General features: G+C 55.1%; 11 protein-coding genes. All 11 read left to right on the forward strand.

Annotated features, from left to right (window positions below):
• Window positions 1-494 precede the first annotated feature (494 nt).
• The 11 genes from K3T82_RS35865 to K3T82_RS35915 all read left to right on the forward strand — a co-directional run bounded on the left by K3T82_RS35865 (window position 495) and on the right by K3T82_RS35915 (window position 12821).
• Window positions 495-683, forward strand: a complete 189-nt coding sequence (locus tag K3T82_RS35865) for a hypothetical protein (protein WP_220198272.1) — start codon at window positions 495-497, stop codon at window positions 681-683.
• 237 nt (window positions 684-920) lie between these two features.
• On the forward strand, window positions 921-1613 hold the full coding sequence (locus tag K3T82_RS35870; RefSeq protein WP_220198273.1) for a hypothetical protein: 693 nt from the start codon (window positions 921-923) through the stop codon (window positions 1611-1613).
• Between the two features lie 380 nt (window positions 1614-1993).
• Window positions 1994-2335 (forward strand): hypothetical protein, encoded by a 342-nt coding sequence (locus tag K3T82_RS35875; RefSeq protein ID WP_220198274.1) that lies wholly within the window; start codon window positions 1994-1996, stop codon window positions 2333-2335.
• Window positions 2336-2349: 14 nt separating this feature from the next.
• A complete protein-coding gene (locus K3T82_RS35880; RefSeq protein ID WP_220198275.1) occupies window positions 2350-2775 on the forward strand; it encodes a hypothetical protein in 426 nt (141 codons plus the stop codon).
• 97 nt (window positions 2776-2872) lie between these two features.
• A complete protein-coding gene (locus K3T82_RS35885) occupies window positions 2873-4033 on the forward strand; it encodes a toprim domain-containing protein (protein ID WP_220198276.1) in 1161 nt (386 codons plus the stop codon).
• A gap of 93 nt (window positions 4034-4126) precedes the next feature.
• Window positions 4127-5200, forward strand: a complete 1074-nt coding sequence (locus K3T82_RS35890) for a hypothetical protein (protein ID WP_220198277.1) — start codon at window positions 4127-4129, stop codon at window positions 5198-5200.
• 29 nt (window positions 5201-5229) lie between these two features.
• Window positions 5230-6177, forward strand: coding sequence for a hypothetical protein (locus K3T82_RS35895; RefSeq protein WP_220198278.1), 948 nt, complete (start codon window positions 5230-5232; stop codon window positions 6175-6177).
• A gap of 80 nt (window positions 6178-6257) precedes the next feature.
• Window positions 6258-10532: a DUF6094 domain-containing protein gene (locus K3T82_RS35900; RefSeq protein WP_220198279.1), complete on the forward strand. Its 4275-nt coding sequence runs from the start codon at window positions 6258-6260 to the stop codon at window positions 10530-10532.
• Between the two features lie 78 nt (window positions 10533-10610).
• Entirely contained in the window at window positions 10611-11003 is a 393-nt protein-coding gene (locus tag K3T82_RS35905) for a hypothetical protein (protein ID WP_220198280.1), read from the forward strand.
• A 236-nt stretch (window positions 11004-11239) separates the two neighbouring features.
• Window positions 11240-12124, forward strand: coding sequence for a hypothetical protein (locus tag K3T82_RS35910; RefSeq protein ID WP_220198281.1), 885 nt, complete (start codon window positions 11240-11242; stop codon window positions 12122-12124).
• A 370-nt stretch (window positions 12125-12494) separates the two neighbouring features.
• Entirely contained in the window at window positions 12495-12821 is a 327-nt protein-coding gene (locus K3T82_RS35915) for a helix-turn-helix domain-containing protein (RefSeq protein WP_220198282.1), read from the forward strand.
• Window positions 12822-12875: the final 54 nt, after the last annotated feature.

Here is a 12875-nt window from a genome sequence, read left to right on the forward strand (position 1 = left end):
GCAAGCTACCTATGAAACCAATTCATCAGCGTTTTCCCTGCTTAAAGAGGAGCATGGTAGTCGTTGTGAATGCCTTTGGTTAGCAAAGAGCCTATTGGTATGGCAGATGACGACGCCCTCTCGATAGTATGTTTTTGCCTCACAAGACATACTCTCCAAGTATCTCATCAGTAAGAGATATCTTTTACCACCCATAGATTTCTCCTTCATGTCACGCATTCAGCAGAGAACCTCTATCCAAGTTGACAAAGAAGAGCATTATCAATAATTGAATTTTCCCAATTTTCGGGCACCAAATATGCACCCATCCTCTCAAAACCAGATGCACAAACTGCATCCGATCAATTGGTGCCTCATCCCGCTCTACAAGCCAGATATTGCCTATGGATATATTAAGAGAATAGATATATTCCTTGACCGTGCTGAGCGTACACCACTTTTCGCTTTTCCTCCTCACACACTCCCACATGCCCCCTTGAGCTTAGTACGTAGCCATGGTACAACGTGGGAAGAAAGACACACACAATCTCATCGCGAGATTGGCTGCGTTGTCCACAGTGGCTGTGAGCATCTCCAGCGACGGACAATGGAAATGGTTCTCCATGCCAGTTGAGGAACTCCTGGATACGAACCGAGCCGGTCTGCTCTCCTTGTTGCTCCAATACCGCAAGGGCATGACGTGACAACCACACACTGGTTGACAGGATGGTTTCCTGTGGCAGTGAGCAACTCCTGCAATCGAACCAAAGAGAACGTCTATCAATCATCATCAAGAGGAATATTATCGCAGAGGCGATAGAAAGGAGGAAAAAAGCCGGAGCCAGTTCATCATGGACTCCCTGTGCGTTTTGCCTGCTTTCTGTCGCCTGTGGGCGTTATGGCACCACACCTTGGTGACAGACACAGAAAGGGACATCCATATGGCTCATCTCATCCAAGAGAAACAACAGCTCCAAAACACGCTTGACGCTCTAACTGGAGAGCTTCGTGATCTGGAGGTGCTTCGCCATCAGCTTCAACAGGAGGTTCAAGCCCAACGAGAGCAGTTGCTCGGCATGCTGGCAGAGGTTCAGGCTCGGCGCGATGCTATTGTCGCTGAATTGCACGAGCACTATCTCCAGGCATGTACCGCACTAACACGTGCAAAAGAGCAGCAGCTTGAGGAAATCAAGCGACGACTTCGGGTAGCACGGTCGCCCTGGCGCAAATTGCTCGCCTTCTATGACTGGCAGTATCGACGAGAACTGCTCTATCGTATTGCCACCCTGAAACGGGAGCTGCATTCCCCACCTCGGACAGAGGAGCAACGAATGTTGCAACGGGAGATGGAGCGCACGCAGCAGGAATGGCAAGAGGTCGAACAATTGCGACGAACAGGAGGGGTTCTTTCGACCTCGGAAACCAGAGCCCACGAACACGCCCTGGTCTCGCGAGAACGGCATCTGAAACACATCAAGCAAGCCATCAAAGAGAAAGAGGATCAGCTCGCACACGTTCACAATCAGCTACGGGCCTTGCCTGATCCCGAACGTGACTTTGGCAAGCATTTCATTGCTGCCTTACGGCAGGAACTCAATCTCTTGACGCCAGCCCACCTCGGCATCGGCGTCTAGCAGCGAGAAGACGGTAGTAGCACATACTACTGTCTTTTGTGCTGCCTATCCCACACATCTTATCCACACATCTCCCATCCACACATCCCCCTTTCCATGTAAACCCTTCCCTCTCTGGCTCACGACGACGCGTCTGTGACCACAGGCGCTCAGGCGAGACCCCGTCAGAGACACCATATCTTTTCTTCCACAGGCAGAAAAAAATGCAACATGTCCATCTCTTTTCCCTAAGAACATGCTGCATGTGCGAAAGGCTTGTTGGTCGCAAGTCTTTCAAAATCTGCCTCTAGTATAGCGTCCCGGCGCGCACAATGCAAGCCGGGTAGGAAGCCTCTTCCCTGGTCAGGGAAGAGGCTTTTTTGACGACAAGGAGGCTTTCCGTGATGATCTCCCTCACCACACTCCTCACCCAGACCGCCTGGACGGCAGATGAGGCGCTGAATTACGCACGACCACGCGATGAGGTGCGCACTGTCGAATTGATACTGGTTGACGCCCAACTGCGTATCCGTCTCGTCGAGCATGACGTCACCGGACAGTGTGGCTGGAGCCAGCAGCGCTTCGATCCACGCTTCAAGGAATGGTGTGGGCGCGTGCGCTGGGCACCCAGCTTTTCGCGCCTCTCACTGGTACTCAATCAGGAAGAACTCGACCTGCTGGCGCTTGCTGGCTGGAAGCCTGTCTTCTTCTCCTACCCCATCACCCTCACTTCCTCCAACTGAAAGGACATCATCTCATGCTTGAACGCGTCAAGAAACAGGACCTGCGCCCCCATACGATTGTGGTACGCAAAACAGGGCCAGCAGCCGCACAGATTCTCCTCTTTGATGGCACCCTCTATCTTCCTGCTCGTCCCGACGCCTCCCTGTGTGCGCGAGCTCTGACCGCGCTCGGCGAGCAGCCAGAAGGGGACTATTACTGTCCCCTGGACATGGCGATGGCGGCTCACTTCGAGCACGACCACGCCATGAGTCTGGTCGAACTCCATGAGCGCCTGCATCACCTCCGTGACCTGGAATTACATGGCCCTGCTGAGCGCGCACAACGCATGTGGCTACGCCTGCGCAACGAGTTGCTGGCATACGGTCTGGGACTCATCTGGGAACGCGAGTCCACCGTCTGGTCTGTCTTTGTGCTCAACGATCTTCAGGAGTGCCGCTAACCACCTTCCCTCATCCCACACAACGCACCCCATGAGAGGACACGTTGTCGCGGCTCTCATGGGGCGTTCTTGCCTGAGAAAAAGGAACAACAAACGTATGCAACACGTCCGTTATGAGACAGCCCCTTCCACTCCCACTCGGGTTGTTACCAGGAGAGGCACACAGATCGAGATCATTTCGGTCCATGATTTGTGGGAACCGCTGCAACGGGGAGCGTGGCTCCGCGCCTTTTGTCATCTGCATGGTGGAGATCGCCAGCGCTCTCTCTCAGTCAATCGCGAGAATGGCTGGGGGCAGTGCTTTAACTGTCATGCTCGTGTCCTGGTACGAGAATTCAACCCGGATGCCACAGCTACCCTTCTGCGAGGACACACTCGTTTCTCCCCACCAACTCCATCCGCTCCTCCTGTCGCACGTCCAGCGCGTCCTCAATCTCTGCCCAACCAACAAGGGCAGATTATACCTTTGAGCCAGACCACACCGAGAACGCGAGCCAGCACCGCCGCATGGCAACGCCAGGAGGTCGCTTCACTCTTGCATCTGCATGGTTTGCTTGGTCAGGCGCTGACGAGCTTCACGCTCGGCGATTCCTGGCAGGCGCAAGCATACTTGGAAGCACGCCACATCCCTCTCGACATCGCTGCTGCAACCGGAGTGGGCTATCTTCCCCACGAACTCGCCACCCGGCAAGCCAGTGGGGAGCGCCTGTTACAGCGCTGGGTGGATCGACTTCTTTTCCCTTTAACCGCTCCCGAAGGGCGTGGCTACATCGGTCGCTCGCTCTGGCGCTGGCAGACCTGCCTGGATGAAAACGTTCACAAGGCCCTGCTTGAGGATGCCTCGGATGAAGCTCCCAAGCGCTGGATCAAGACCAATCCCGCTGGATGGTTCAGTGAGCCCCCAGTGCAATGGGCCGAGCACGTCATCATCGTCGAAGGGCCATTTGATCGCCTGGCACTTCTGGCGGCTGGCTTCGCGCCACATGAGGTCGTGGCAGTCGTGAGTACCTCACTCTGTGTCGAGTGGCTGCCAGATCATCTGTGCTCAGTGCTGCTGGCACTCGATGGAGATACCGCAGGCCGAGAGGCAGCGCGACGATTGCAGGCTCAGATCAAAACCAGAGAGATACATGCCGAGTTGTGCTCTCCACCCCGCGATGGCAGAGGCAAGGATTGGAGCGAACGCTACTGTCGATGCGGCACAGATGGGCTGGAAGCCCTCTATGCCTCCTTTGCCCTCTTACAACACAACCTCTAAGAGGCACTACTTCCACGCAAAACCTCTACACACAGGCTTCACCCCAGGTCGCAACTGGAAGTGAAGCCTGTTCTCTTGGAAAGGATGTCCTTTATGACCACGCATCTCACCTCCCCCATTCCAGCCTCCCTCAAAGCGGCGCTTGCCCAACCCTTCGCCCCAGAACAGATCGAATTTCTGCCTAAGGATGTACGTCGCAACAAGGCCGGAGCCCTGGTCTGTCGCGCCCTGCCCTATGCCAATAAACGCATCTACGAAGATCGCCTGAACGAACTAGCTTTTGGCCTCTGGAGTATTCCCTATGTTTCGCCCTTTCAGCAAGGAAACAAGCTGATTGTCCCCGTGACAGTCTCTCTGTATGGGGTCCCACACACCGACTACGGTGAAGCGTTCATTATGCTCAAGACTCGTAAAGGGGCCGAGCGTGAGAACGAGAATAGCGCCACCGAAGCCTACTCTCAAGGCTTTCGTCGCGCCTGCGCGCACTTTCTGCTTGGACGCTACCTCTACAACCTCGCCTCACTCTGGCTCCCCTATGACGGTGATGCCAACCGTCTCGCACTCAGCGAAGGGGAACGCATCGCCTGGGTGGAGAAACTCTATCTCAAAGCGGGGCTGTCTGCTCGCCCCACACAGCATTCAGTGCCACAGCAGCGTACCGAGCATCCTGCCCCAGAGAGGAGACAGGCACCAGAAGTACAGGCGTCACCTCCCGACGTGCAAGCGCCATCCCCTAAAGCACCAGCAGTACAGCCATCGGAGACAGTGCTCACGGACACGATACCTGCACCAACCACCAAAGGGCAGCTCGCCAGTTTGGAAAAGCTGCGCCAATACCTCAACATCACCACGCCACTGCCCAATCCGCTCGGCTATGAACAGGCTGCGGAATTGTTACAGGCATATAGCCAGCAGTATCAACAGCGCCCGAAAGCAGCGTCGAGCTCCCAGCCGCGAGTGAATACGCTCTTCGTGGAGTGGATACGCACCACCGTCCAGCACGATCCCGAAAGGATCGCACGCATCTGCAAGCATTATCAGATCGCACGCCTGGAAAACCTGACCCATGAGCAAAGCCGGGATCTGACTCAGCGCCTCAAACACACGAAACAGAACGCGACTCCGCAAGGCACGCACCCCTCCGCCTCGACCGTTGCTCGCCACTAGCTGTTCGCACATCAGAAAGGACTACACAGATGCCTTCACAGAAAAGCACCATGTCCTCCCTTGTGGAGACTACGGCCCTGCCCAAAATCACCATCAAAGCACAGGGAGGGGAACCCCAGGTCGATGCCTATGTCAATGCCTATATTGTTGGTCATCAGAAAGAGTTGATACAGGGAGGCCGAGCGACCCCACTCTACTATCTCTCCCTTATCGCGCCCTATGGCTATGGTACAGTCCTGCAAGCCATCTTCGCGCGCCTGGTCAGTTCCACCAGCAAGGGACGTGGTGTGGAACTCGAAGGAGTCGGCGAGGTGATGCTAGCCCATCAGCAGGTCCGGCTCAACGAATGTGGCTACTCCTTGCACTGGAACTATGAGCAAGTTGAAGTCCAGCCTCACCACGACCTCCATGCGGTCATCGAGAGTCCGATGCTCACGATCTGCGATCCCGTACGCGGCGCGACCATTCGCCAACGAACCTCACGCCATGCTGGTCGTCGCGGTAGGAAAAAACAGCGCAAGGAGCAGACCTCGCTCACGACAGCCAAGAAAAGTAATGCCGCACAAAGTGTCAGCGAGATGCATGCTCGTGAGCGTTTTCCGCTCTTCCTACTGCTGATCCCTGGCTGGGGCAGTCAGGATGTACCGTGGAAGCATCAGCTCCACTTCTCGTTCCTCGACCCGCGCCTTCCCTGGCCGCTCGATCCCTCCTGGGCCGAGTTCTTATGGGAACGGGCCGAAGCATGCCATGAGATTGAGCGCCTCACCTCCTGGTGTTATACGCCCGATCAGGAGACTACGCCCTTCCTCTCCGAAGCCTATTTCTGCCGACCCAACCCGGCACGCCTGCAAGGCGATCTCAGCGAGGCACTCGAGACAGGATACCTCAACACTCGCCTGCATACCCATCTACTAGCCCTTCCGTCAGTGCCGCCGCAGCACGAAATTCCAGATCAGCAGCTTGTCGCCACGCGCTAACCCTAGTTTGCAGAATCGTCTTCACCCCTCACGCTCTTTCCTGCGTGAGGGGTGATTGTCTTTTGGAGGTTTTGTTCCCAATGGCAACCATTCAAGCTAAAGAGAAGTTGGACTATTATCCCACACCTGAGTGCATTGTCGATGCACTGGCAAACGCTCTGAGCCTCCCATATAATGGGGCAATCCATGCTCTTGACCCCTGTGCGGGAACGGGTGCCGCCCTTTCCCGCCTAATCGAGAGGCTCTTCGAACGTCACCGGGCGCGCTGGCCTTACGCACGAACGCTACCCTCCGTAGAAACCTATGGCATCGAGCCTGAGCGTCTGCGCGCCAAAGCTGCCACTACTTGCCTCTCCCAGGTACTACAAACCAGTTTCTTTTCCACCACCCTTTCGACGGGTGATGGAGCCGATGTCGGTTGGCAACTGGCCTTTGTCAACCCGCCCTATGACACGGATACCGAGCATTCCCTGGAGAGCGGCAAAAAAGTGCGCCTGGAACTAACCTTCCTGCAACGCACCACCTTTCGCCTCTGTCCAGGGGGCATCCTGGTGTATATCATTCCTCAACAACGCTTAGCTGCCGTCGCCGAGCACTTGGCTTCCTGCTATGACCAGTTGGCCTGTCTCCGCTTTCCTGATGATGCCTATCAGCCTGACCCCAAGAAGCAAGAGACGATCTCCCTCTACGCGCAATTTCAGCAGGTAGTGGTGCTGGCCCAACGGCGTCCCTTCTCCGTTCCAGCGGACCCGAGCACTCTCGCGATGATCGAGATGTGGGCCACTGGAGGCCCTCGTCTGCATGCGCTCCCAGTGCATGAGCACTCAGAGATACGCCCACGCTATGACATTCCCCAGGGCAAGGCCCGCACCAAGCTCCGCTTTTCTACAGGAACCTATGCTCCTGAGCGCACCGCCAATGCTCTCTATGAGAGCCTGGGCGCACAAGAACAGGCGTCTCCGAGGCGCGAAGGAGCTACGTCATCAACCAGCAAAACGGGGGTGTGGGCTAGCATGGATTATTTAGCGGCTCGCTGTCCCGATCCCAAAACCATTGGGCTCGGCATTGGCACTCCTCTGGCCCCACTCAAGAATGCGCATCTGGCAGTCCTCTCGGTAGCAGGCATCGCCAACCGCGCCATCCTCACAGGCAGGGACGGTCGCCGTGTCATCGTCAAAGGTTCCTCACGCAAGGTCCCTGTTTCCCGCCAGTATGAAACGGAGGACGAAACGGTCGAGAAGATCACCGATACCTTTGAAACGGCGCTCTGGTGCATTGATCTGGAGACAGGCACCTTTATTCGTGTCGAGACGGGCAAAAGCTCACCGCTTCCCTTCCAGGTCGAGTACGAGACCCTCTCTCTGGCAGCCTTCCTCGACAACTTCGGGGCCTCCCTCTCTGAGCAGGTCGCGCAGGCCAATCCCCCGCGTTATGAGGGCGAGCATCAGGTCCCCTGGCTCAGCGAGGGACTGACCCATCTCAAACGGCGACCGATTGGCAAACAACGCGAGGTCATTGCCGCGACCGTTCACAGCCTGGTCAATATGCAGCCTGGTGGAATGCCCCTTGATACGCTACTCGAACGTAGTGCTATGGTTGCGGAGATGAGCACTGGAAAGACATTTTTGGCGCTCAGCGCTACCTATCTTGCAGACCTGTATGCCTGTGGCGCGACACAGGTGGCGCTACCAGAGACAAAGCTGCAACACTTCTTTCCCATGGTGGTGCTCTGTCCCCCCATCATGGCGCGCAAATGGCAGAGGGAAGCCGAGCAGACCATTCCCGGCATCAAGGCCGTCATCATCAAACGCATGAGCACACCCTCGCTCAAGAACGTGCTGAAAAAGAGCCAGCAGGATGACGACGAGGAAGAGATCGATGCCACCGATGATCTGGCCCAATTCCGGCGCTTTGATCCCAGTTTCCAGGGCTCCTCGCTCTCTGCACTCGCCTGCCTGGATCGTACTGCCGTCCGTATCCAACGCGAACTGGAACATTGGCAACAACGCTACGATCAGGCCCTCAAAGAAGGACAAACCCCTCCAAATAAGCCTTGCCACATGATTATCCTGACCGCCAGCGTCGCCAAGCGAGGCATGGAATGGATGCCCGTCTACCGCCTCAAAGCCGCTCGCTACTTTGACCGTCAGAGCAGAACCGTGAAGCTGCGCCGCGATGGGGAAGGCAAGCCCTTTTCTATCCCCTGCTGCCCCAGTTGCTTCCATGTTATTCAGGATGAGCGCCGCATCGCCAGACTCAAGCGGACCAGCGCCGAGTATCGTCACTTCTTTGGGCACATTGAGATGTTACGTGAGCAGGGGCGTCTGGCTCCCTATGAAGAGGAGACCCTACTGCCATTGGATGTCTTGCTCACGGAAAAGGAGTTGCAGGGAAGTAAAGATCATCGCGTCAAACGCTTTTGTATGCACTGTGGCGAACCGCTATGGCAGGATGTGCCAACTGTCCCCAAGGGCTGGAAGCCCTTCTCGCCGTTGCAGGCACGCCAGGAGGACCTACGCCCGTTGCCCTTGCCCCGAGCCGGAACCCTTCCCACCTGTGTGACCTCGACCTTCCGGAGACCCTATCCCTTGGGCAAATATCTCCAGAAGCGCTACAAACATGTATTCCATATGCTCCTCGCCGATGAAGTGCATGAAGGCAGCGATGGCACAGCGCTCGACTTTGCGCGCCAGAAGCTTGCCAATGCCTGCAAGCATATGCTGGGCCTCACTGGCACCCTTTCCAATGGCTATGCGGGAAGCCTCTTCCGTCTCTACTACACCATGAATCGCTCGGTGCGGCAGACCTTCGGCTACCATGAGCAGGAACGCTGGATTGATCTGTATGGTAAGCGACAGATCACCCAGAAGACCTACAAGGAGAAAGAGGTCGGGCATGGTTCCAGCAGCGAGCGACGCATTGGCAAACCCATTATTCGCGAGATTGCGGGCTTCGCGCCCCAGGGACTAGCCCATATCCTCCCGTCCTCAACCTTCCTGGAACTTGCCGATGTGGCTCCCGCGCTTCCTCCCTACCGTGAGTACATCCATGTCGTCGAGATGGACCCCCAGGTCGCCCAAGCCTATGCACGCTTTGAAGCTGAGACCACACGCGAACTGGGCAAGATGCTTGCTGTTGGCGACACCTCCGGGCTGGCAGCATGGTGGAATAGCTTGCTTAACTATCCCAATATGCCCTATCGCGGCTGGACCTGTACCGTCAAACGCTCAGGGCAGGTCCTGGGACGCGCCCCGGCCCTGGCGGAAGCGATGCTGTACGCCAAGGAACGTGAATTGATTCGCTTTGTGCAAACCGAGATGCAGGCAGGACAACGCGTGCTCATTTTCTCGGAGAACACGGGTACGCTGGATGTAATGCCCCGCCTCAAAAAGCTGCTCGCACAGAAGGTTCGTGGACGTCTAGGCAAGCCACTGAACGTCTCCATCTTGCGCAGCACCACCGTCGAGACGATCAACCGCGAAGCCTGGCTTGCCAAACAGGTGGACGCAGAGTGCGATGTGCTCATTTGCAACCCCAAACTGGTCAAAGTGGGGCTTGATTTACTCGCGTTCCCAACGCTCATCTACGTCAGCATCCCCAAAGGTACCTCTGATCTGCGCCAATCCACTCGCCGCTCCCATCGTCTGGGACAGACCCAACCCGTGAAAGTCATCTTCCTAATCTATCCCACGATGGAATTTGACCTGCTGGAACTTATGGCAAAAAAGATGAAGATGTCGCTCATGGTTGAGGGAAAGCTTCCCGGCGAGGGGCTGGTCTCCTTTGGGGAAGAGGATGACGACAATGAGTCAGATGTAGTGGTGCAACTCGCGCGTCAGGTGCTCGCAAACCTGGAGGCCGAGCACCCAACCCGCACGGTCGAAGCTATTCGCGACCTGCAAGATCTCTTCAAAGAGAATACGCAGATTGAGCGGGAACAGAATCAGATCCTTGGACAAGAGGCAGCTATCGAACCTGTCGAGTTTGAACCAGTCAGGGAAGAAACCCTGCCACCAACGGAGCCCCTCGCTCTGGACGATGATGTGACGCTGCATGGCATCGAAGTAGTCACTCAGGCAGACAAGGTTCTAGGGGAAGAGCCTCATCCCGAACAAGCCACCAAACCCCAGAAAGTCACGATCATTCAAACCTCGATTACCTCTGGCAAAGATCCCTGGGCGGTCCTACGGAGTCAATACCTCAAACCCAAGAAACGCCGCAAGCATGTGGTGGTTGAGGGCATCGTAGACCTGTGGTCTATCTTGGGAAGCGAGCCAGAGCTACCAGCGGTCGAGGTTGCCCCCCACGCACCTGAAGCATCGCGCCCCAACTTTTCGCAACCGGAACTCTGGTAAGACCCATCCCCGTCTCAATCTATCAACGAGGCGGGGATGTGTGTTTCGCGTGACACCCATTTTATAGGAGGACGAGACATGTATTCACTACAAAGCCACATCCTGTATCTATTTTTGACCAAAGCGATGGACATGGCACACGCCGCCCAACAGCACTCCCTGGCGCTGGAACTGCGCGCTCGCAATACCATCAACGATCAGGAGTGCCAACAGGAACGTGCGGCCCGTGCCTACGGCTCATTCGATGCCTGGTGCGTTATTGAAGCCAGCATCAACAAAGCCTGGGATGCCTGGGAAGAAGATGAGAACGAGTCCCACGTTAAGCAATGCCTCCTCGTCGAACTCCGCTGGAATATGGGCATCACCGCTGCGACGCTAGCCCTCTCCCAGCAGCTTGCGCCAGTCCATCAAACCTCCCTCTCCATCCAGCAAGCCTTTTATCGCTATATGGTGAACGCCTGGCCTTTATAACGATTTGCGCAGGGAGAGGAGGAGGCAAATCAGGTGTCACTTCCTCTCCCCGTATTCTGTTCACCTTCGGAGTCCCTGCACACCAAAAGATAATCTTTTGGCCCCTAGCCTTTGCCCCTTTCCATTGGCCATGGCAGTCGCTATCGCACGTTCCTGTTTCTCATGCTAACGCGATATCCCCAACATATACGAGACCACAGCTATCAACTCGGACGTGAAAAGGAGTTCTCTCTTTTATGTCTCATTGGTTCTATCCCCGCTTTCATCCGCTTCTCTACTATACTGTCAGCGCCAAAGAAGTTCGTCCTAACATGCCAGTTGTTCCCGTCCTCTTACCTGCAACGAGCTTCTTCACTCAGCACGCCAATAAGGCCGTCACCTTACGGCGAGCGCGTCTTCCGGCTCACATTCGCTTGCGAGGGGCAGATTGTGGCGCTTATACCGCGACCACGCGCTGGAAGGGTCTCTATCACTTTACACCATTGCAATATGTACAATGGCTTTCCTCATGGCGACCCCAATGGGCTTCGACATTTGATCTCTGCTGCATCGAACCAGATGGGTCGTATCCAGGAGCAGTAGAAGTGAGGCGACGGCAGCGCTTCACGACGGAGATGGCGTGGTATTTCTGGGAGAGTATACGCGATACTGAATGGTGCTGGTGCCCTACTATTCAAGGCTACACCATGAGCGAGCTTGAGCGCCATGCTTACGAACTCACACCCCTCATTCGCGCCATGCACGCCTATTACGCCGATCCAGGATGGGGAGAAGAGGAAGGAGAAGGTGATCACTTCAGGGTTGGGATTGGGAGTCTTTGTCGCCGCCTTCCCTCAAAATCAATTCATGCTATCGTAGAGCGCATGTCCTCAATCATTGGCCCCGACATCTCTTTGCACCTTTGGGGTGTGAAACTCAAGTTTCTCCAAACACCTATCCAGCTTCGAGGAGCGCTTTCATTGGATACAGGAGCCTGGAATGGTCTCTTTGGACAGGAGCATGAAGCTCGACGCCGCAGTGGCTTAACAGTTGTGGAGTATAGCTGGCAAGTCTCGCAGCCACGCTACGCTCACAAAATACAGCAGGCTATTGAAGCTCCCAAACAAATGCTTTTATTCTAACCTCTTTCAACACGCCAGAAGATCTTATGATCTATAGGGTCCTCTGGCACACTCTCTATAGAGTGTTTTTTGTTTTTTAAACTATAACATTGTAACTTTCATACATGCTATCGTGCCGCGACACTCTGGGTTTGTATTAAGTAGGAAATATTCTCCAGGATTGTAATGCCAAAGTCCGAGAGCATTACCTCAACACGTCGCCTTAATAGCAAATTCTCTGGCTTGGCATCGTAGTGAGTCACCTTCTCATCATATGCACATTACAAATCAGCGGCAATCTCGTCAGCCTATGACATGACCCATGCAGGAGGCAGGGGCTTCAGTGAGGAGTCATGAATATTTTCCTCGCGAATATTGTCTAATAGGAGGGTTGACAAAAAAATCAACCCAGATTACACTGCTTCTCATGGAATTTGGTGTACTTCTTCGCAGTTTACGCAGAAAAAAGGGGATTGGCATTAAGCGGCTCGCTCCCGATCTAGGAGTGAGTTATACCTATCTGAGCAAACTTGAGAGTAATAAGGTGCGGCCATCGAAAGAGCTTGTCGAGCGTATAGCTCACTATTTCAGTTACGATCAGAATCGCCTGTTGTTGGCCGCAGAGAAAGTCCCCAACGATATACTTGAAATTCTGCGTGAACATCCAGAGGAAGCTCTAGAAGTCCTACGTGAACGCTTTAGACAGCCTCAACATTGATTCTTCTCGTCCTCAACATTGTACTATGCAAGCATTTGATTGTTTAGTTGAGGC

Source organism: Ktedonospora formicarum, from assembly GCF_016587355.1.
GTDB lineage: Bacteria > Chloroflexota > Ktedonobacteria > Ktedonobacterales > Ktedonobacteraceae > Ktedonobacter > Ktedonobacter formicarum.

Excerpts from the sequence above, each read along its gene's own strand:
- K3T82_RS35865 (WP_220198272.1), top strand. The coding sequence starts at position 495 with ATGGTACAACGTGGGAAGAAAGACACACACAATCTCATCGCGAGATTG.
- K3T82_RS35880 (WP_220198275.1), top strand. The coding sequence starts at position 2,350 with ATGCTTGAACGCGTCAAGAAACAGGACCTGCGCCCCCATACGATTGTG.
- K3T82_RS35885 (WP_220198276.1), top strand. The coding sequence starts at position 2,873 with ATGCAACACGTCCGTTATGAGACAGCCCCTTCCACTCCCACTCGGGTT.
- K3T82_RS35890 (WP_220198277.1), top strand. The coding sequence starts at position 4,127 with ATGACCACGCATCTCACCTCCCCCATTCCAGCCTCCCTCAAAGCGGCG.
- K3T82_RS35895 (WP_220198278.1), top strand. The coding sequence starts at position 5,230 with ATGCCTTCACAGAAAAGCACCATGTCCTCCCTTGTGGAGACTACGGCC.
- K3T82_RS35905 (WP_220198280.1), top strand. The coding sequence starts at position 10,611 with ATGTATTCACTACAAAGCCACATCCTGTATCTATTTTTGACCAAAGCG.
- K3T82_RS35900 (WP_220198279.1), top strand. The coding sequence starts at position 6,258 with ATGGCAACCATTCAAGCTAAAGAGAAGTTGGACTATTATCCCACACCT.
- K3T82_RS35870 (WP_220198273.1), top strand. The coding sequence starts at position 921 with ATGGCTCATCTCATCCAAGAGAAACAACAGCTCCAAAACACGCTTGAC.
- K3T82_RS35910 (WP_220198281.1), top strand. The coding sequence starts at position 11,240 with ATGTCTCATTGGTTCTATCCCCGCTTTCATCCGCTTCTCTACTATACT.